18 protein-coding genes and 1 other annotated feature are annotated in these 20,013 nt (G+C 31.0%); of the genes, 13 read left to right on the plus strand and 5 right to left on the minus strand.

Translation table 11 applies throughout. The annotated features are described in order from the left end of the window. Window positions 1-12: 12 nt before the first annotated feature. Complete coding sequence (gene rlmH / locus J2Z76_RS10065; RefSeq protein WP_209511914.1) at window positions 13-492, minus strand: 23S rRNA (pseudouridine(1915)-N(3))-methyltransferase RlmH; 480 nt, start codon at window positions 490-492, stop codon at window positions 13-15. Window positions 493-512: 20 nt separating this feature from the next. Next, entirely contained in the window at window positions 513-776 is a 264-nt protein-coding gene (locus J2Z76_RS10070; protein WP_209511915.1) for a hypothetical protein, read from the minus strand. A gap of 186 nt (window positions 777-962) precedes the next feature. Here J2Z76_RS10070 and J2Z76_RS10075 point away from each other — a divergent pair, with 186 nt between their 5' ends. Then, a complete protein-coding gene (locus J2Z76_RS10075; protein ID WP_209511916.1) occupies window positions 963-2,339 on the plus strand; it encodes an S-layer homology domain-containing protein in 1,377 nt (458 codons plus the stop codon). Window positions 2,340-2,570: 231 nt separating this feature from the next. Then, window positions 2,571-3,275 (plus strand): hypothetical protein, encoded by a 705-nt coding sequence (locus tag J2Z76_RS10080; RefSeq protein WP_209511917.1) that lies wholly within the window; start codon window positions 2,571-2,573, stop codon window positions 3,273-3,275. A 45-nt stretch (window positions 3,276-3,320) separates the two neighbouring features. Here J2Z76_RS10080 and J2Z76_RS10085 read toward each other — a convergent pair whose 3' ends face one another. Together J2Z76_RS10085 and J2Z76_RS10090 are read right to left on the minus strand one after the other, a co-directional pair. Beyond that, complete coding sequence (locus tag J2Z76_RS10085) at window positions 3,321-3,836, minus strand: cob(I)yrinic acid a,c-diamide adenosyltransferase (RefSeq protein ID WP_209511918.1); 516 nt, start codon at window positions 3,834-3,836, stop codon at window positions 3,321-3,323. Next, window positions 3,829-4,698 (minus strand): DegV family protein, encoded by an 870-nt coding sequence (locus J2Z76_RS10090; RefSeq protein WP_209511919.1) that lies wholly within the window; start codon window positions 4,696-4,698, stop codon window positions 3,829-3,831. The genes J2Z76_RS10085 and J2Z76_RS10090 overlap by 8 nt, the downstream gene beginning before the upstream one ends. Window positions 4,699-4,817: 119 nt before the next feature. Continuing rightward, window positions 4,818-5,015, plus strand: a binding site (T-box leader). 216 nt (window positions 5,016-5,231) lie between these two features. Here J2Z76_RS10090 and trpS point away from each other — a divergent pair. The 3 genes from trpS (at window position 5,232) to typA (ending at window position 9,543) form a co-directional block, all read left to right on the plus strand. Next, window positions 5,232-6,239 carry a tryptophan--tRNA ligase gene (gene trpS, locus J2Z76_RS10095; protein ID WP_209511920.1) on the plus strand — a complete coding sequence of 336 codons (1,008 nt, stop codon included), beginning with the start codon at window positions 5,232-5,234 and terminating at the stop codon, window positions 6,237-6,239. Between the two features lie 84 nt (window positions 6,240-6,323). Continuing rightward, entirely contained in the window at window positions 6,324-7,499 is a 1,176-nt protein-coding gene (locus J2Z76_RS10100; RefSeq protein ID WP_209511921.1) for an amidohydrolase, read from the plus strand. A gap of 220 nt (window positions 7,500-7,719) precedes the next feature. After that, the gene (gene typA, locus J2Z76_RS10105; protein ID WP_209511922.1) at window positions 7,720-9,543 is read left to right on the plus strand and encodes a translational GTPase TypA; all 1,824 of its coding nucleotides are present in this window, start codon (window positions 7,720-7,722) and stop codon (window positions 9,541-9,543) included. 65 nt (window positions 9,544-9,608) lie between these two features. On the opposite strand, the gene J2Z76_RS10110 is transcribed toward typA, so the two are convergent. Further along, window positions 9,609-10,088: an S-ribosylhomocysteine lyase gene (locus J2Z76_RS10110; protein WP_209511923.1), complete on the minus strand. Its 480-nt coding sequence runs from the start codon at window positions 10,086-10,088 to the stop codon at window positions 9,609-9,611. 188 nt (window positions 10,089-10,276) lie between these two features. Here J2Z76_RS10110 and J2Z76_RS10115 point away from each other — a divergent pair, with 188 nt between their 5' ends. The 8 genes from J2Z76_RS10115 (at window position 10,277) to orr (ending at window position 19,979) form a co-directional block, all read left to right on the plus strand. Beyond that, entirely contained in the window at window positions 10,277-11,674 is a 1,398-nt protein-coding gene (locus tag J2Z76_RS10115; RefSeq protein ID WP_209511924.1) for a sigma-54 interaction domain-containing protein, read from the plus strand. Window positions 11,675-11,968: 294 nt separating this feature from the next. After that, a complete protein-coding gene (ord, locus tag J2Z76_RS10120) occupies window positions 11,969-13,027 on the plus strand; it encodes a 2,4-diaminopentanoate dehydrogenase (RefSeq protein ID WP_209511925.1) in 1,059 nt (352 codons plus the stop codon). A gap of 212 nt (window positions 13,028-13,239) precedes the next feature. Beyond that, window positions 13,240-13,545: a 2-amino-4-oxopentanoate thiolase subunit OrtA gene (gene ortA, locus J2Z76_RS10125; RefSeq protein ID WP_209511926.1), complete on the plus strand. Its 306-nt coding sequence runs from the start codon at window positions 13,240-13,242 to the stop codon at window positions 13,543-13,545. Then, on the plus strand, window positions 13,538-14,938 hold the full coding sequence (ortB, locus tag J2Z76_RS10130) for a 2-amino-4-oxopentanoate thiolase subunit OrtB (RefSeq protein WP_209511927.1): 1,401 nt from the start codon (window positions 13,538-13,540) through the stop codon (window positions 14,936-14,938). The genes ortA and ortB overlap by 8 nt, the downstream gene beginning before the upstream one ends. Window positions 14,939-14,982: 44 nt before the next feature. Continuing rightward, the gene (locus tag J2Z76_RS10135; RefSeq protein WP_209511928.1) at window positions 14,983-15,333 is read left to right on the plus strand and encodes an ornithine aminomutase subunit alpha; all 351 of its coding nucleotides are present in this window, start codon (window positions 14,983-14,985) and stop codon (window positions 15,331-15,333) included. A 12-nt stretch (window positions 15,334-15,345) separates the two neighbouring features. Continuing rightward, the gene (gene oraE / locus J2Z76_RS10140; protein ID WP_209511929.1) at window positions 15,346-17,541 is read left to right on the plus strand and encodes a D-ornithine 4,5-aminomutase subunit OraE; all 2,196 of its coding nucleotides are present in this window, start codon (window positions 15,346-15,348) and stop codon (window positions 17,539-17,541) included. Beyond that, the gene (locus tag J2Z76_RS10145) at window positions 17,541-18,896 is read left to right on the plus strand and encodes a GlmL-related ornithine degradation protein (protein ID WP_209511930.1); all 1,356 of its coding nucleotides are present in this window, start codon (window positions 17,541-17,543) and stop codon (window positions 18,894-18,896) included. Before oraE ends, J2Z76_RS10145 begins: the two co-directional genes overlap by 1 nt. Window positions 18,897-18,908: 12 nt before the next feature. Then, complete coding sequence (gene orr, locus J2Z76_RS10150) at window positions 18,909-19,979, plus strand: ornithine racemase Orr (RefSeq protein ID WP_209511931.1); 1,071 nt, start codon at window positions 18,909-18,911, stop codon at window positions 19,977-19,979. The last annotated feature ends 34 nt before the right edge of the window (window positions 19,980-20,013 follow it).

Below are 20,013 nucleotides of genomic sequence, written 5' to 3' on the forward strand. Positions count from 1 at the left end.
GCAATATGCCCCTTATTTATGATAAGCCTCACCTGAATTAATTTTAAAGGCTCTATAAATTTGTTCTAATAAAATTACTTTGAAAAGTTGATGTGGGAATGTCATTTTAGAAAATGACAGTTTAAAATCAGCCCTATTTAATACTTCGTCTGACAAACCATTGCTTCCGCCTATTACAAAAGTCAAATCAGAATTACCTTCTATACCAAGGTTATTTATTTTTTGTGCTAATTTTTCAGAACTTAATTGTTCACCATTTATATGTAATATAAAAACATATGTATTTGATTTAATTTTATTTAGAATTTTAGTACCTTCTTTTATTTTTACCTGTTCAATTTCCATTTGAGAAAAGCTTTCATCAGCTCTTTCATCGGATATTACTTCTTCTGACAATTTGCAGTATTTGGACAATCTTTTTGCATATTCTTTTATAGCGTCTGTAAAAAACTTTTCTTTGATTTTTCCTACTGAAATAATTGTTATTTTCATATTACCACCTAGATTTTAGTTTATAAAATTGATGCGAAATTTATAAAAATAATCGCAGCTATAAATAAATTTATTATGGCATACACATAATTTTTCTTAAAAAACATCAAATATATTGCAGTAATTGCAGCTGTTAATATAACCAACATAAATGAGTAATATGTTGTGAACAATCCCTTTCCTGAGAGCATATACATGTATATAAGTATAGTAATAGCATAAAGTATTTCTGATACTTTTACCCCTAAGGATAATGATTTAATTTGTTTTATAAAATAATTCATAATTCCTCCGAATTTTAAAATATATTTCATTATTATATTATCATAAATTATGGATGAAATCCATACATTTATACAATTAAAAAGTAAAACGTTTACAAAAAAACATTTGAAATTAATATTACTTTATGTTACAATTAAATCCACTTAAATTAAAGATACGTAAATAATGTAATGAGGTAAATAATTATGAAATTAATACGAAAAATAATATGTATAGCTTTAATAATTAGCTTGATCACATCTTTTGTGCATGCCTTTAGTTTTACTAATGGAATAGTTAGACCTACTGTGTTTGAAATTCAAAAAAGCATTGAAGAAAAATATGGTTTAAATATAATATTGCCGCAAAACAGTAATAAATATATTAATATTGAAGAATGTATGACAGTTGTCGAAAGTAGTCTCAATCGTTTCCCAGATGGTGTAATTAAAGAAATTACAGATTCATATCTTAATAAAGGAATTAAAACTAATCTAGTTATTAATAAAACGGATAATAATTTAATAGAAAGTCCTGCAACTTACAGAAGGACGAACTCATCCGTAAATATTACAATAAATATATTAACAAACAATTTTTATGGAGCTTCTGATGTTGTTTCACTAGATGGTATTATGTTTGAAATTAGTCATTTTATATGCGATTATTTATTTGATGTATATGGTTATGATAATCTTGAATTAGGTTTTAACAAACTAAATCTCGGATATGAATATGGAACTTGGGGTCTTGGATATGATAAGGTATTTATAAATCAAAGCTCTGCAACTAATCTAAGCGAAGATATATCAGATTTGATTTGGTATGCAGAGAATTATCCGGAAAAAGTTCTTAATGTTAGTTTAGGAAAAAAGGAAACAATTCATAATAAAGTAGAATTTCTCGCACAAGTAATGGATATATGCTTTGAATCAGTTACACCTCAAACAAAGCTATGGTTAGATTCAATTCCTGGCAGTCCTGATGTTTGGGCAGAAAATGATATAAATAAAATGTTTGAAGTAGGTTTGATTCCGAAAGATTTTTTAGGAATGTATGAATCTTATATTTCTAGGGAAGATTTTTGTACTTTAGCTTTAAACCTTGTAAAATTAAAAATTGGAGAAGATAAATTTTATCAACATTTTGAAATATCAAAACCACAAAAAAGTTTAGTTATTAATCCTGTTAATGGTGAAATAATTATAGATGATATTATTTCTGATGTTTTTTATGATATTAATTTATGTAAAAATAAAGATGATATATATGAAGCTTATAAAATTGGTTTAATTAGTGATTTCGAAGGTAATAAATTTAATCCAGAAGCTCAAATTACAAGATTAGAAGCTGCTAAAATATCAACGGCAATTTGTGAAAAATTTGGTATTGAAATATCTGAGTATGACTTATCTCATTTTGATGATATGACAGACTTAAGCGAATTAGAGAAACCATATATATATTTTGCTGTAAGCAGAGGAATATTAAGAGGATATAGCAATAAAATTATGCCAAATGAGTATTGCACATACCAAGAAGCATATATCATGCTTAATAGAGTGTATGAGTTGAATAATTAATTAGAGTGTTATAGCAATAAATAAAGTAGGATTTATTATCTGCTTTATTTTTTTGCTATTAAAATTTAATATTTAAATATAGGAAGATTTATGATATAATTAATACACAGATGTTACAAAGACATAAGTCTTTGCCTTGATGTATTTATTGAATCGTTGTGATGCAAGCCGTTATCTGGCTTGCTTTATGATATAATATTAGTAAAAATAACAATAAAGGCTGGTATAATTATGTTTGACTTGCAGAGTCTTATAATAGGTGTTATTTTAATTGTAAAAAAATACACGTGTATTAATATTAAAATTCATTCAGAGTCAAATGATGATGATTATAAAAATGGAATTATACTATTGCCTTTAGTTGGATTAGCAATTGGGTTTGTGGCAAGTTTTATCTCATCATTTAAGATATTTTATGATGGTTTTTTCGTTAGTGCCTTTGTATTGTCTTATTATTGCATTATAACAAAAACAGTAAATTTAAGAGATACATATAGAACCTTAAACTACATAATTAAGCCTAAAAATCAAACAGAACAAATTTCTGGGACAATTGGAATAATAGTAATATGTTTGTTTTACTTTTCCTTGATGAGGATTGTAGATGTTACGGCAGTTTTACTGATGCCAGTAGCAGGGTATAGCGGACTAATTATTTTAAGTAGGGTATTTCATAGAAATAAAAAGGGTACATCTGTAATTAAGTATTGTGATAAGTACCATAGCTTGTCAGCTTTTGGAATATCATTTGCATTGGCAGTCGTTATTAACTATAAATTAGTAATTCCACTTGCCTTGACATATATGATTTCAGGAGCAGCAGTAAATATTATGGATAAAAAAATAAAACTCCTTCCAAATTCTATAGAGGGGTTTATTGTTGAAATAACTCAGTTAATATTTTTAATAGTTACATATATTTTTAAAATAACATAGGTTGATGTAATATATAACAATCAACCTATGTTTTGTTTTGTGAAATTAATGATCGAATCCATCTCTAGATAAAACACCCTGTGAGTAATAGTGCTTTATTTCTACCATTTCTGTAACCAAATCAGCCATATTAATAAGTTCCGTAGGTGAATATCTACCTGTTAAGACTACCTCTGTTTTATATGATTTGTTTTTTAGTATATTAATTACATCATTGGTATTAAATAGTTTAAAATATAGTGCAATTGTAATTTCATCTAATATAACTAAATCATAATCACCACTAGTCAATATACTACCACATTCTTTTAAACCTTCTTTTGCTGATACTATATCTTCGTTATCTGGGACTCTATCTATAAAACAACCATTTCCAAGTTGTTTTATAATAATATTTTCAAAATGTTCATCGAGCTTAGTTTCATTATATTTCATATCTTTAACGAATTGACCAATGAAAACACTTTTCCCTGATAGTAGGGCTCTTACTGCAAGCCCAAAGGCAGCAGTGGTTTTGCCTTTTCCATTACCTGTATATATGTGGATATACCCTTTATCCATTTTTTATCAACTCCTCGTTAAGTAAATAGCCTAGCCCTAATGTACCTTCACCACAGTGGCTAGATATTACACAACCAATTATATAATCTTGAAATTTAGTAATTCCTGTTAATTCTGTTATTTGTTTTTTTAATAAACTTCTTTCTTCTTCATTTCCAACAGTACATCCAACATGAATTTCATCATTGAGAATATTATCTTTGTCCAAAATTATTTCTTCTATCATTAAGTTGATTGCTTTTTTCTTTCCCCTTGTTTTTTTCCAAACATCTAAACCATCCACACACATACTTATAATAGGTTTTATATTCAACATTTTTCCAAATAGTGCTTCAGTACTACTACAACGTCCACCCATATGTAAATAGTCTAATGTTTCAACAGTAAAGTATAATTTATAGTTTGCAATATTTTTTTGAATATTATAAATAATTTCATCTAATGGCATACCACTACTTATATAATTGTATGCTTGCCTAATGAGAGCACCTGTTCCTACACAAAGGCTAAGTGAATCTATAATTATAATAGAATCAGTATTTAGGTTTTCAGCTGCAAGTTTTGCATTTTGTAGAGTAGTAGAAACTTTAGAAGATAGACCTAAATATATGATAGTTTTACCTGCATCTACATATGGCTTAAATGCATTATAAAAATCAGCAGGTGAAGGAGCTGAAGTTTTGGGTAACATATTTTTTTCTTTAACTAAACGGAAAAGGTCTTTTGTATTTATTTCAGTACCTTCTTTGTATGCATCATCGCCAAATGTAACAATCAATGGTATAATATCAATATCCATTTTCTTTATTTCACTTAAAGGCAGGTCACATGTGCTATCTGCAAATAATTTTATGTTGCTCATAGTTTTCCTCCAAATAATCATATGTTACCATTATAATAGTATAAACCTTAAATGTACATAAATAAAAGTCAAATTACTAATTTATTTTTTTGACAAATACAATTGTATATAGTATAATCAAAAAAACTGTGATTGAGAGTAGTAGTTAGTAATAGTGTTTTAGAGAGCTGATGAAGGTGAAAATTCAGTACATTTTAGCTAATGAATGGACTTATGAGTTTCTTGCTGAAATAGTAGTAGGCAAAGACGTTATGTGCGTTAAACATTAAGTGCTGTAATGGAATTAAGGTGGTACCACGGGTTTTCTCGTCCTTTTTAGGGAGAGGACTCTTTTTTATATACTAGGAAAGTTCTTTTCCTAGTATATAAAAAACGAGGATTGCAAAGGACGGGACGTCCTTGCCGTTAAGTGGGGGTGCTCAGTAAAAATGCAAAGCATTTTTACGCCGAAGGGGGACATAGGTCCCCCTAGCGGAAGTTGCGTAGCAACTTTTTTATTATAAATAATTATTTTAATATATAGAGGTGGAAAAGTGGAGAACAACGAAAATAAAAAAGTAATATTTAGTGGGATGCAGCCATCAGGGTCTCTTACCCTTGGCAATTATTTAGGTGCATTGAAAAATTGGGTAAAATTGCAAAGTGAATATGATTGCTACTATTGTGTAGTTGATATGCATGCTATAACAGTTCCTAAAGAGCCAAAAGATTTAAGGAAAAACACTTTTGAAGTATTAGCTAATTATATAGCCGCAGGGTTAGATCCAGAACAAGTAACATTATTTATTCAGTCCCACGTATCTGCACACGCAGAATTAGCATGGATTTTAAATTGCTTTGCTTACTATGGTGAACTTGGACGTATGACACAGTTTAAGGATAAGTCTAAAAAATTAGATAATAATGCAATAACTGCAGGATTATTTACTTATCCAACCTTAATGGTTGCAGATATATTATTGTATCAAGCTGATTTAGTACCAGTAGGAGAAGACCAAAGACAGCATCTTGAATTAACAAGGGATGTAGCAGCAAGGTTTAATAATCGGTTTAGTGAAACATTCAAAATACCAGAGCCTTTCATATCAAAAGAAGGTGCAAAAATCATGAGTTTACAAGAACCTCAAAGCAAGATGTCTAAATCGGATTCAAATGATAATTCATATATATTATTGATGGATGATGCTGATACCATAAGAAGAAAGCTTAAGAGAGCAGTAACAGATTCAGAAGGAGTAGTTAGATATAATGAAAATCAATTAGGGGTCAAAAATCTTATTAATATATATTCTAAAATTACAAATAAAACTACTGATGAAATAGTATCAAGCTACGATGGTAAAGGATATGCAGAATTTAAAAACGATGTAGCAGAAATAATAATCGAAGAACTTAGACCAATTCAAGAAAAAATAGATTATTTGTTAAAGAATAAAGATTATTTAGAAAAGATTTATATTATGGGTGCTGAAAAAGCTGAAAACAAGGCTCGTAAGACATTAAGAAAAGTTCAAAAAAAAGTTGGGTTTATACCAAGATAACAATTGCGGATTTGTTAAATATGTTGTAATATATATAAATATGTAAAATATAATATAAATAGTTATTTTAAGCTTGGAGGGCATATGATTCTTATAAAAAATGGCTATGTTAAAACAATGGCTGGTGATGACATTAAAAATGGTCAGATACTAATTGAGGGCGGAGTAATAAAGGCAGTTGGTATGGATATAGAAGTGCCAGATGATGTGGAAATTATTGATGCAAAAGGTTGTTTAGTTACACCTGGTTTAGTTGAAGGACATTGTCATATTGGTATGTGGGAAGAAGGTATAGGATTTGAAGGTGAAGATGGCAATGAAGATGTTGAGCCAATAACTCCTCAGTTGAGGGCAATAGATGCTATTAATCCTATGGATATGGCTTTTCAAGACGCATTAGAAGGTGGAGTCACAACAGTAGTAACTGGTCCTGGAAGCGCGAATGTAATAGGCGGTCAGTTTCTTGCTATGAAAACTTTTGGTAAGAGAGTTGATAATATGGTTATAAAGGACCCTGTAGCAATGAAAATTGCTTTTGGTGAAAATCCTAAAAGGGTATATGACGAACAGCATAAATCGCCTGTAACAAGAATGGCTATAGCAGCATTACTACGAGAAACATTATTTGAAGCACTACAATATAAGGAAGATTTAGATGCATCAGAAACAGACCCTGATAGAAGGCCTGATTTTGATATTAAGTTAGATGCTCTTATACCTGTTATGAGAAAAGAAATACCATTAAAGGCTCATGTTCATAGAGCGGATGATATTTTTACAGCTTTAAGAATTGCAAAAGAATTTGAATTAGACATAACTTTAGAGCACTGCACAGAAGGACATCTTATAGTTGATGAATTAGCTGAAGAAGGTAAATCTTGTTTAGTAGGGCCAACACTTGGTTCTAGAGCAAAATATGAGTTGAGAAACATAAGTTTTGACACACCAAAAATTTTAGTTTCAAAAGGTATAAAAATAGCTATAATAACAGATGCTGGGGTTATTCCAATACAATATTTAAGTATGTGTGCAGGACTTGCAGTTAAGGCAGGACTTTCTGAACAAGAAGCATGGAAAGCAATTACAATTAATCCTGCAGAAATTATAGGCATTGCCGATAGAGTAGGAAGTATCGAAGAGGGAAAAGATGCAGATATTGTAATATTTAAAGGTAATCCTTTAACAGATTTAGGTTATGAAACAGTAATGACTATGATAGAAGGTCAAGTGGTATATAAAAATAGTAAAACTGCATATTAATTTTTAAAATTTTAATTATTCGTATAATTATATTTAATTAAGCAATACGCATCATTGTATTATTTCAAAGGCGGCGTATTGCTTTTTTGTTTATAAAACAGTATTTTATTTAATATTATAGTATATTTCAAAAAAAAAATAAAAAAATAACAAAAAAAGATTGCAAAATGTATAAAAAAAGACTAAACTAACAGTTGGAAAATATAAAGGTAGGTAAAGAATGAAGAATAAAATAATAAATATAGCGGTAATAGCCCATGTTGATGCTGGTAAATCTACATTAGTAGATGCTTTTTTACAGCAAAGTGGAGTTTTTAGAGAAAATCAGGACTTAGTAGATTGTGTAATGGATTCAAATGACATTGAACGTGAAAGAGGAATAACTATTTACTCTAAAAACTGTTCAGTAATGCATAATGACATAAAGATAAATATTGTGGATACACCTGGTCATGCTGACTTTTCATCAGAAGTAGAACGTATAATGAAAACAGTTGATACAGTTATTTTGCTTGTAGATTCTATAGAAGGTCCTATGCCTCAAACTAGGTTTGTTTTGCAGAAATCACTTGCAGCAGGATTAAAACCAATACTTCTTATAAATAAAATAGATAAGAAGAATAATAGAGCTGAAGAAGTTGTTGATATGGTATTTGATTTGTTTGTTGAGTTAGATGCAAATGATGAGCAATTAGATTTTCCAGTTCTTTATGGAATAGCAAAGCAAGGAATTGTTCAGTATGAATTAGATCAACCTAGTGATAATATTACACCATTATTTGATACTATAACTAATCATGTATCTCCATATCCAGATAAGGATGACGATGATTTACAGTTGCAGGTATCATCACTTGCTTATGATGATTATATAGGAAGACTAGGTATTGGAAGAGTAACATCCGGAACAATTCGCGAAGGTCAATTGGTTCATGTTTCAAAGCGAGATGGTTCTGTAGAACGACAAAAAATATCAAGTATTTTTGTATACCAAGGTTTAAAAAGGACATCTGTTAAAGAAGCTCGTAGCGGTGATATAGTTGTTATTGCAGGTATACCAAATATATCAATAGGCGATACTATATGCAATGAAAACAAAGTTATACCAATGGAAACAATCAGCATAGAAGAACCTACACTTTCAATGAACTTTTTAATTAATACTTCTCCTTTTGTTGGATTGTCTGGAAAATATGTAACAACGAGACATTTAAAAGCAAGATTAGAAAAAGAATTAGAGGTTAATGTAGGGTTGAAAGTTGAGCCTTTAGATGGTGCAATGGATGGATTTAAGGTATCAGGTAGAGGAGAACTTCACTTATCTATACTTCTTGAAAACATGAGAAGAGAAGGTTATGAGGTTGCAGTATCTAGACCTGAAGTTATACTTCACAAAGAGGATGGAGTAGTTAAGGAACCTATTGAAAGAGTTTTAGTTAATGTTCCTGATATATATTCTGGTTCGGTTATATCAAAACTTAATTTAAGAAAAGGTATTATGGAATCTATGTCTCCAGATGGTAACTATGTAAAAATAGTTTATATGGTTCCAACAAGAGGACTTCTTGGATATAGAACCGAGCTTATAAATGATACAAGAGGCGAAGGAACTATGGTTAGAAGCTTCGACCATTATGAAAAGTTTAAAGGTGAAATTCCACAAAGACAAAACGGTGTTTTAATATCTAATGATCAAGGCGATGCAATTGCTTATTCACTCAATACTATTGAGAGCAGAGGTACTTTATTTATAAGTCCTGGTGAAAAAGTGTATGAAGGTATGATAATAGGTATGAATGCACGTGGTGAAGATATGGTAGTAAACCCATGCAAAGCTAAAAAACAATCTAATACAAGGTCTTCTGGTGCAGATGATTCAATAAAATTGGCGCCACCTAGAGTAATGACATTAGAATTAGGATTGGAATTTATAAACGATGATGAATTAGTAGAAGTAACTCCTGATAACATTAGAGTAAGAAAAAGATATCTAACAGAAATAGAAAGAAGAAAAATGGGTAACAGAATAAAAACTGACAACTAATTGATTGAATTATTTAGGGACTGGTACAATGACACATTTTGAGTGTGTTGTACCAGTCCCCTTTGTTATTCTGGATAATTTAAATTTTCTTCTTTTAAGTCGCTTAAAACTTCGTTAAAATATTTTGAAGCTTCATATTTTGCCATTGGAAGATTCATATCAAGGTAATTTCCACAGGAACTAGCATCAGCACCTGGTATGATACCATCAAAATTAATAATAAATTCAAACATTTCTTTCATGATATCAATTATATTTTCTGATTTAAAATTACCCTTGAGAATTAAGTAAAAACCTGTTCTACAACCCATTGGACCAAAGTAAATAGTTAGATTGTCATAAATATTATGATTTCTTAAAAATGTTGCACCAAGATGTTCTATTGTATGAATTTCAGCTGTATTCATAACAGGTTCATGATTTGGTTCTTTCATTCTTATGTCAAATGTTGTAACCCCATCTTCACCAATATAATCTCTTCGAGAAACAAAAATACCTCGATTTAAATTCAAATGATTAACTTGAAAACTCTCTATTTTTTTCATTTATACCCTCCGTAAAACAATATATTATAAAACGTATAGATAAGGTCTTCTTACCTACTGTTATATTTTGTTATAATCTATTGTACACTGTAAATTAATAATTGTAAACTTGAATTTTGTTGTAAAATACGGTTTTATGTGATAATATAAAAATAAATAAATCCTATTAATAAGTTTAGGAGGTTTTCATGAAATCAAAAGAATATACAACTATCATGCAAAAAATTTTGCACCTAGTTGACGATGGAGTACATGTTTTAGATAATAAAGGCAACACTATAATATACAATGAGGCAATGTCTAAATTAGAAAAAATGCAAACTAAAGATGTTCTTAAAAAGCCATTCAGTGAAGTTTTTAAAAATCTTAATAAAGAAAATAGTACATTACTAAAAGCACTGGAAACTAGGCAAAGTACAATTAATGAAAAGCAAACCTACTTAAATAAGGATGGAAAAGAGATAACTACAATAAATTCTACTGTTCCTGTTATAATCGAAGATGAAGTAAGAGCAGTTGTAGAGGTCGCAAAAAATATTACAAAAATTCAAGAAATGTCACATACTATATTAGAACTTCAAAAAGAAATTGGAAAACCAGATAAAGCGAAATCTACAAGAATTAAGAAATATAACTTTAATAATATAGTAGGTCAAAGTACTAAGTTTGTTGAAGTTATTGAAAGGGCAAAAAAAGCTTCAAATAGTTCAGCTTCTGTGTTTATATATGGAGAAACTGGAACAGGTAAGGAATTGATTGCGCAAAGTATCCACTATGACGGTAATAGAAGAGATAAACCTTTTATAGCTCAAAATTGTGCAGCCTTGCCAGAATCATTATTAGAAGGATTGCTGTTTGGTACTACAAAAGGTGGTTTCACTGGAGCTGTAGATAGAGCAGGTCTTTTTGAACAAGCAAATGGAGGAACCTTGTTGCTTGATGAAATAAATTCCATGCCTTACGAACTCCAAGCTAAGCTTTTGAGAGTGTTGCAGGAAAACTATATTAGACGTGTAGGTGGAACAAAGGATATACCAATTGATGTAAGAATAATTACAACAAGTAATGAGCGACCTGAAAATATAATATCTACCGGAAAGGTTAGAAGGGACTTGTTTTATAGATTAAACATAATTCCATTAAATGTTCCATCTCTAAGAGAAAGGGAAGATGATATACTTATTCTTGCAGAAAAGTTCATAAATAAATATAATGTTAAGTATAATAAAAAAATTCTTGTAATATCAGAAGATGCAAAAGAAAAGCTTCTTCACTACCATTATCCCGGCAATGTAAGAGAATTGGAAAACATAATTATGGGTGCGTTGAGCATGGTTGAAGATGATCATATTTTGACTAAAACCCACTTAATAATAGAAGAAATAAATAGAGTTGAAACAGAATATAATACTGATGAAATATGCAAAAATGGAATTTGTGATTATTTAGATAATTTAGAGAAAAAAATTATAATTAAAACATTAGAAAAATGCTATTTTAACATAACAAAATCGGCACAAATGTTGAAAATCAAGCGTCAAACACTACAGCATAAAATAAAAAAATATAATATCGAGATAAAATAAAACTCAAAAACCGCAAATATATTTGCATATGATGCAAATATATTTGCGGTTTTTTAATTAAACTAAAAAATCGTTATCTTAATTATTATGTAAATAATAAATAAGTATAAATACTTTATGTTGGGAAATAATAAGCAAGTGTTGAAATAAGTAGGTATTTTATAAAACATGATATTAAAAATGTGCTAAATATATAGTTAAAATGATAAATAAGTGAGATTGGCATAGTTATTGCTTATTATACTTATATCGATTTAGAAAATAAATATATTATATATTATAGGAGGATTTAAAATGCAAAATGTAAAGGTTATTATTTGGGGACTTGGTGCAATGGGATCAGGAATGGCTAACATGCTTTTAAAGAAAAAAGGTGTAGATATTGTTGGTGCTGTTGGTAGAGGTGCTAAACTTGGAAAGAGCATGTATGAAGTTATAGGTACTGAAAGAGGAGATAGACCAGATGTTATAATTGGAACTCCTGAAGATATTATTAAAGAAAAGGCAGCTGACGTAGTATTATGCTGTACAGATTCTTTCACTAGCAAAGCATTTGACAGATTGAAATTTGTTTTAGAGAAAAAAATAAATGTAGTATCAAGTGCTGAAGAAATGTCTTATCCACAAGCAAAAGAACCTGAACTTGCTAAACAATTAGATGAAATAGCTAAAGCTAATGGTGTATCAATACTTGGAACAGGAATCAATCCTGGTTTAATCATGGACTTATTAGTTGTAATTATGACTGGATGTTGTGAGGAAGTTGAACATATTGTATCAAGAAGGGTTAATAGCTTATCTCCATTTGGACCAGCTGTTATGGAAGAACAAGGTATTGGTATAAGTGTTGATGAATTTAAAAAAGGCGTTGAGACTGGTCATTTAGCAGGACACGTTGGTTTCCATGAATCAATAAATATGATTGCAGATGCTATTGGTTGGAATGTAGAAAAAGTAACACAGTCAATGGATCCTATAGTTACAGATGTAGATAGAAAATCCCCTTATGGATTTGCAAAAGCTGGAGATGTTGCAGGTTGTGCTATGAAGGGCTTTGGATATGTTGATGGCGAATTAAAAATTGAAATGGATCACCCACAACAAATAGAGCCTGAGCAAGTTGGCGTTCAAACAGGTGATTATGTAATAATTAAAGGAACTCCAAATATTAATATGGTTAACTCACCAGAAGTTCCTGGTGGAATTGGTACAATTGCAATGTGCGTTAATATGATACCTCATGTAATCAATGCTAAACCAGGTTTACAGACAATGTTAAGCTTACCAGTTCCAAGAGCAATAATGGGAGATTTAAGAGATCAAATTGATCCAGATTGCAAAATTGTAAAATAATTGATTTTATGTTATAATGAAGAAGTATACTTTTAGATTTAGATAAGATAAAGAATTTGATATTCAAATTCTTTATCTTATAGTTTTATATAATTATTAATAAAAAAAATTTAGAAAATATTATAATTTAATCAATGACAATTTATTAATTATTTAATATTGCTAAAATATTTTTTTGATTGTTTAAAATATATAGACAGGGAGTGTTGAAAGTGATTAAAAAAGGTGAATGGGTTTTAATACATAGGAATGTATTAGAAGTATCAGATAGAGCACCACAAGTACCTGATGATACAAAAAAAGTTCCATTAGAAATGTGGGTAAAAGGTTATTTACAAGGAGATGCAAATATTGGTGATGAAGTTAATGTTTTGACTAGAACAAAAAGGAAAGAACATGGTACTTTATTAGAAGTTAATCCAACGTATAAGCATGATTTTGGAAACTTTGTTCCTGAACTTTTACATGTAAGTGAGCAAGTTAGAGAAATATTGTTTGGAGGTGAGTCTAATGAGTAAGGATATGAGTTATTCAGCAGTGCTTGCTAGAAAACCTGAAATTATGAAACAATCAGTGGGTATAGATTATTCTACTTTTGAAAGTGGTTCGATAGCATTTGACTATGAGAAAATGATGAGAGAAACAGGTTATTCTCTTGAAGAAATACAAAAAATACAAGCTGATACGGGTGTTGGTAACACTCCAATATTAGAACTTAAAAACTTAACAGCATTAGCAAGAAAATGTGCAGCTCCTGGAAAAGGTGCAAGAATATTCATAAAAGATGAAGCTAGTAATCCATCAGGAAGTTTTAAAGCTAGAAGGGCAGCAACTGCTGTATATCATGCTAAAAGACTTGGATATAAAGGTGTTATTTCAGCTACAAGCGGGAACTATGGTGCAGCAGTTGCATCGCAAGCAGCTATGGCTGGACTGAAATGTATAATAGTTCAAGAATGTTATGATTCGAAAGGGTTAGGACAGCCTGAAATAATTGAAAAGGCTAGAAAATGTGAAGCTCTTGGAGCAGAAGTTATACAACTTTCTGTTGGACCAGAATTATTCTATTCATTCCTTGTACTTCTTGAGGAAACTGGATACTTTAATGCTTCCTTATATACTCCATTTGGAATAGCTGGAGTTGAAACTCTAGGATATGAAATTGCTATGCAATTCAGAGAAAAATATGGTAAGGATCCAGATGCAGTTGTTGCAACAAATGCAGGTGGTGGAAACTTAACAGGAACAGCTCGTGGACTTATAAAAGCAGGAGCTGAATCTAAAGTAATAGCTGCAAGTGTTGACTTATCAGGATTGCATATGGCATCAGACTCACAATTCAACAGAAAATCATTCACAACAGGTCATACTGGATTTGGAATGCCTTTTACTACTTGGCCAGACAGATCAGATGTTCCTCGTTCTGCAGGAAGACCACTAAGGTACATGGATAGATATTTGACAGTTCATCAAGGAGAGGTATTCTATATTACAGAAGCTTTAGCAAGCCTCGAAGGATTAGAAAAAGGACCTGCAGGAAACACTGCATTAACTGCAGCGTTTTCATTAGCTCAGGAAATGGATCAAGATCAAATGATAGTTGTCCAAGAAACTGAATATACTGGTGCTGGTAAACATATTCAGCCTCAATTATCTTTTGCTAGAGATAATGGTATTGAAATAGTAATTGGAAATCCAAAAGATGAAGTTCCAGGTAAAAATATAATTTTACCATCGCATCCATCTTTAATAAAAGCAAATGATGCTAATTTAGATAATATGAGAAGGTCGTTAATTAAAAATGCCTTATCAAACTTTAATGTGACACCAACAGAAGATGATATAGAATTTTTAGCAGTTGAAACTAATACGAATATAGAATTTGTTAAGAATGTTTTAGCTTCTTTATAGTAAAATATTAGATATATTATTTGAAAATAGGAGGATTAATAACAATGAAAAGATCAGATGATTATGAACAAAGAAGAGCTCATTTAGCTAATTTATCCGATGAAGAATTATATGATAGATTTTGGAATTTAGCTGAACAAATAGTAGACCCTCTTCTTGAACTAGGTAAAAAAAATACTACACCTTCAGTTGAAAGAAGTGTACTTTTAAGAATGGGATTTTCAAGTGTTGAAGTTAAACCAATAGTTGAAGGAGTTATGAACAAAGGTTTAATGCGTAAAGGCGCTGGAAATGTTGTTTGGAGATTATCAGAAAAACTTGGTGTTTCAGTACGTGAAGCAGGTTTGTTACTTGCAGATGGAAAACACTGGGATGATGTAGATTCATTATTTTAAGGAGGTATGTATATGAAACTTGAGCCTAATAAAAAGTTAGATATAAAAGAACTTTTAAAAGATTTAGATAAATACGAGCCAAAAAGACGTGGTTGGCATTGGCGAGATGGAAAAAATGAACCAAGAAAAATTGGTGACTTTGAATATCATGAAACTTCAGAAAGTTTAAAAAAATCAGTTCCACTCCCAGGTAGTAGGGGATTTGGATATATAGATCCACAACCAGATTGCGTTATTACAACGGAAATTGCTTCAGGAAGATTTGAAGATGATATAAGAAGGATGCGTATGGCTGCATGGCATGGAGCTGACCATATAATGGTTATAAGAACTGCTGGTCAGTCACATATAGATTCATTACTTGAAGGAACTAACCAAGGTATTGGTGGTATCATGGTTACAAGAAAACAAGTAAGAGCATCAAGAAAAGCATGTGATTTAATCGAAGAAGAAGTAGGCCGTCCAATTAACTTCCATTCATATATATCAGGTGTTGCAGGTCCAGATATAGCTGTAATGTTTGCTGAAGAAGGAATAAATGGTGCTCACCAAGACCCTCAATACAATGTATTATATAGAAATGTTAATATGGTTAGATCTTTCTGTGATGCATGTGAAGCTAAAAAAATTATGGCATGGGCAGATATTCTACAAATAGATGGTGCTCATAATGCAAATGCTACAGCTATGCAAGCATGGAAAGTTATGCCTGAATTAATGGTACAACATGCTATTAACTCAATGTTTTCTAGAAAAGTAGGTATTAAACCAGAAAATATTGCTTTATCAACAGTTCCTCCAACAGCACCACCAGCACCTTGTATGAGATTAGACTTACCATATGCAGTTGCTCTTCGTGATTTGTTTAGAGAATACAAAATGAGAGCACAGCAAAATACAAAATATATGGAATCAGATACTAGAGAAGCTGCTGTAACTCATACAATGAACATGATGATTTCTAGGTTAACTAGTGCTGATATTCAATCAACGATTACTCCTGATGAAGGAAGAAATGTTCCTTGGCATTATAATAATATTGCAGGAGTTATGACAGCTAAACAATCTCTTACAGGGATGGATGGCTTAAGAGAAATGGTTAAGCTTGATAGAGAAGGACCATTAGGGAAAGATGTAAGAGAATTAAAAGAAAGAGCAATATTATTTATGGAAGAAATGCTTGAAGTTGGCGGTTTCTTTAAAGCAGTTCAAGAGGGTTTCTTCATAGATAGTGGAAAATATCCTGAAAGAAATGGAGACGGTATTGCTAGAGAAATCGAAGGCGGAATTGGATACGGCTTTGTTTATGAAAGAGATGAAGATTATTTTGCTCCAGTTTCTGTTCATTATGGATATAACAACATTCCAAAACAATTTAAAAAAGCAAGCGATGCTATAGGCGGAGATACTTTTGAAGATAGAAGTAAAATAGTTTATATTGATGAACTAGATGAAAATGATAATGTTAATAAGAGACTTGAAGAATCAGAAAAATATTATGATACAAATCTTGTTAAACCAGAGGTTGAGTGGAGAGCAGATGGAACTGTACTATTATCTATATTCTTGCCTTTAGATGAAAGAACAGCAGAATTTGCAGCAATCAAGTGCGGTGAAAAAATGGGTCTAGATGATGTAACAGTTGTTCACAAACAATGCATGCATCCATCAGAAGGTACTTATGTTGAATTAAAAGGAAAAGTTAACTTTGATATCGATGTAACTGAATTAGTTATCCCAGAAAAGGTTGAAGTCCTTTCACAAGCTGAAATTAGAAAAGATATTCAAGATAAACCAATATTTGTTGTAGCCGCTACTGTTGGTCAAGATGAACACTCAGTTGGTATGAAAGAAACATTAGATATTAAACATGGTGGTATTGAGGGCTTTGGTATTAAATACGAATATCTTGGAACTTCTTGCCCAGTTGAAAAATTAGTAGATGCAGCTATAGAAACAAAAGCAGATGCAATATTGATTAGTACTATTATTACACATGATGATGTTCATGTTAAGAACATGAAGAAAATTAATGACCTTTGTATTGAAAAGGGAATTAGAGATAAAGTTATGATAGTTTGTGGTGGTACTCAAGTTAACAATGAAATAGCAACGGAAGCAGGACTTGATGCTGGTTTTGGTAGAGGTTCTCATGGTATTGATGTTGCTAGTTTCTTGGTTAAGAAAAGAAGGGAAATGAATAAATAGTGAAAGTTAATGTATTGGTAGCCGAGATTGGTAGTACCACTACAGTAGTTAATGCATTTAATGGAATAGGCACACCTTGTCCTGAATTTATTGGGCAAGGTCAAGCGCCTACATCCGTGTTAGAGGGCGATGTTACGGTTGGACTCAAGGGTGCTATAGATAGCTTGAAGGAAAATCTGCATGAGTCAGAAATAACATGGGATGATATGTTAGCTACAAGTAGTGCTGCTGGCGGTTTAAAAATGACCGTTCATGGCCTTGTATATGATATGACTGTTCGTGCGGCAAAAGAAGCAGCTCTTGGAGCCGGTGGTATCATTAAGATGGTCACATCTGGAAAACTCAGAAGAACAGATTTAAAAAAAATTCAAGAAGTAAACCCAAATATAATACTAGTTGCAGGTGGGGTAGATTATGGAGAAAGAGATACAGCACTTAACAACATGGAAATGATTTTATCAATGGGTTTAAAGACACCGATAATTTATGCAGGAAATATTGAAAATCAAGAAGAAATAAAACTAATGTGTGATGAAGCAGGAGTTAAAGTTTACATTGTAGAAAATGTTTATCCTAAAATAGACATGCTAGTTGTAGAACCAACAAGAAAGGTAATTCAAGATGCCTTTGAAGAACATATTATTCATGCTCCTGGTATGACTAAAGTTCGTGATTTAGTAAAAGGACCTATTATACCAACACCTGGAGCAGTAATGGAAGCTGCTAAAGTACTAAAGGAAGATATAGGTGATTTAGTTATCTTTGATGTAGGTGGAGCAACAACTGATGTACATTCCGCTACTCAGGGCTCGGAAGAAGTTAATTCAATTTTAATTAGTCCTGAACCTGAAGCTAAAAGAACAGTTGAAGGTGATTTAGGAGTTTATGTAAATGTTAATCATGTTGTAGAAAAAATCGGCTTGGAGAATCTTAAAAAGGAATTTCCTGATGTAGATGAATTGCTTCAAAATTTCAAACCAATTCCACTAAGCGACAGAGAAAAGCAATTTGTGGAAAGATTAACTAAAGAGGCTGTTGTAACTTCACTAGAAAGACATGCGGGTAGACTTAGAGATTTATATGGTGCTAATGGTAAAAAAACTGTAGCACAGGGCAAAGATTTAACTGCTATTAAGTATATTATAGGTACTGGCGGTGCATTGACTAGATTACCAAATCGTGTTGAAATATTAGAAAAAATTCGTAGTTTAGGTAAAGGATTAGAGCTATATCCTACAGAGCGGGCTAAAATTTTAATAGATAATGACTATATTTTTTCTTCTCTTGGTGTTTTGTCTAAAAGATATCCGGAAGATGCGTTGTTATTAATGAAAAAAAGTTTAAGAATTCTATAATGGGAGAGTGTTATGTATCCACAATTAGTTATTGATTTAAATAAAGTAAAAAATAATCTTGATAAAATATCTGAAATGGTTAAAAGTGTAGGATGCTCTCTGATGATAGTTACTAAAGGATATTGTGCAGATGTAGAAATCTACAAAATGCTTGAAGAATCAGATATAGATTTTTTAGCAGATTCACGTATTCAAAATCTTAAAAAATATGAAGGTACAAAAAAGCAAAGAGCACTTTTAAGATTGCCAATGGGCTCAGAGGCTGAAGAAATAGTTCGCTATGCTGATTTATCTTTAAATTCAGAACTAGTGACAATTAAAAAACTTGATGATGCCGCAAGAAAGCAAAACAAAATTCACAATATACTTCTAATGATCGACTTAGGAGATTTAAGAGAAGGTATATTTTATAAAAATGAAGATGAAATATTAAATGCGGTAGAAGAAATATTAAAGCTAGAAAACATAAAACTTCATGGTATTGGCGTAAACTTAACATGCTATGGAGCTGTGATACCAAAAAATGAAAATTTATCTATATTGGTAGATATAGCAGAAAAAATTGAACAAAAATTTGATATTAAATTAGATATGATTTCAGGTGGAAATTCTAGTTCTGTACATCTTATTGATAAGAATGAGTTACCAAAAAAAATTAATAATTTGAGAATTGGTGAAGCATTTTTGTTAGGAGATGAAACTTCATATAGTCAGATGTTAGATGGATTATATGATGACTGTTTTGTATTAGAAGCAGAAATAATAGAATTAAAAGTAAAACAATCTGTACCAATTGGAGAAACTGGAGTTGATGCTTTTGGTAACAAACCAGTATACGAAGATAGAGGAATTATAAAAAGGGCCATAATAGCAGTAGGTAGACAGGATGTAGATTCTGACAACTTACATCCTATAGACCCTAAAATAGACATATTAGGTGCAAGTTCAGACCATTTGATATTGGATGTAACAAAATCGGATAATGAGTATAAGGTTGGAGATATAATCAATTTTAAGCTTAGTTATTCAAGCTTGTTAAGAGCCACAACAAGTGCTTATGTAAGCAGAACCTATATAAAATAGATACAAAATAAAAACAAAGGACTGAAATTTTCAT

Source organism: Sedimentibacter acidaminivorans, assembly GCF_017873955.1.
In the GTDB taxonomy this organism is placed as follows: Bacteria; Bacillota; Clostridia; order Tissierellales; family Sedimentibacteraceae; genus Sedimentibacter; species Sedimentibacter acidaminivorans.

Coding starts and splice junctions, on each gene's coding strand:
- rlmH (WP_209511914.1), bottom strand. CDS start 492: ATGAAAATAACAATTATTTCAGTAGGAAAAATCAAAGAAAAGTTTTTT.
- J2Z76_RS10070 (WP_209511915.1), bottom strand. CDS start 776: ATGAATTATTTTATAAAACAAATTAAATCATTATCCTTAGGGGTAAAA.
- J2Z76_RS10075 (WP_209511916.1), top strand. CDS start 963: ATGAAATTAATACGAAAAATAATATGTATAGCTTTAATAATTAGCTTG.
- J2Z76_RS10080 (WP_209511917.1), top strand. CDS start 2,571: ATGTTTGACTTGCAGAGTCTTATAATAGGTGTTATTTTAATTGTAAAA.
- J2Z76_RS10085 (WP_209511918.1), bottom strand. CDS start 3,836: ATGGATAAAGGGTATATCCACATATATACAGGTAATGGAAAAGGCAAA.
- J2Z76_RS10090 (WP_209511919.1), bottom strand. CDS start 4,698: ATGAGCAACATAAAATTATTTGCAGATAGCACATGTGACCTGCCTTTA.
- J2Z76_RS10100 (WP_209511921.1), top strand. CDS start 6,324: ATGATTCTTATAAAAAATGGCTATGTTAAAACAATGGCTGGTGATGAC.
- typA (WP_209511922.1), top strand. CDS start 7,720: ATGAAGAATAAAATAATAAATATAGCGGTAATAGCCCATGTTGATGCT.
- J2Z76_RS10110 (WP_209511923.1), bottom strand. CDS start 10,088: ATGAAAAAAATAGAGAGTTTTCAAGTTAATCATTTGAATTTAAATCGA.
- J2Z76_RS10115 (WP_209511924.1), top strand. CDS start 10,277: ATGAAATCAAAAGAATATACAACTATCATGCAAAAAATTTTGCACCTA.
- ord (WP_209511925.1), top strand. CDS start 11,969: ATGCAAAATGTAAAGGTTATTATTTGGGGACTTGGTGCAATGGGATCA.
- ortB (WP_209511927.1), top strand. CDS start 13,538: ATGAGTAAGGATATGAGTTATTCAGCAGTGCTTGCTAGAAAACCTGAA.
- J2Z76_RS10135 (WP_209511928.1), top strand. CDS start 14,983: ATGAAAAGATCAGATGATTATGAACAAAGAAGAGCTCATTTAGCTAAT.
- oraE (WP_209511929.1), top strand. CDS start 15,346: ATGAAACTTGAGCCTAATAAAAAGTTAGATATAAAAGAACTTTTAAAA.
- orr (WP_209511931.1), top strand. CDS start 18,909: ATGTATCCACAATTAGTTATTGATTTAAATAAAGTAAAAAATAATCTT.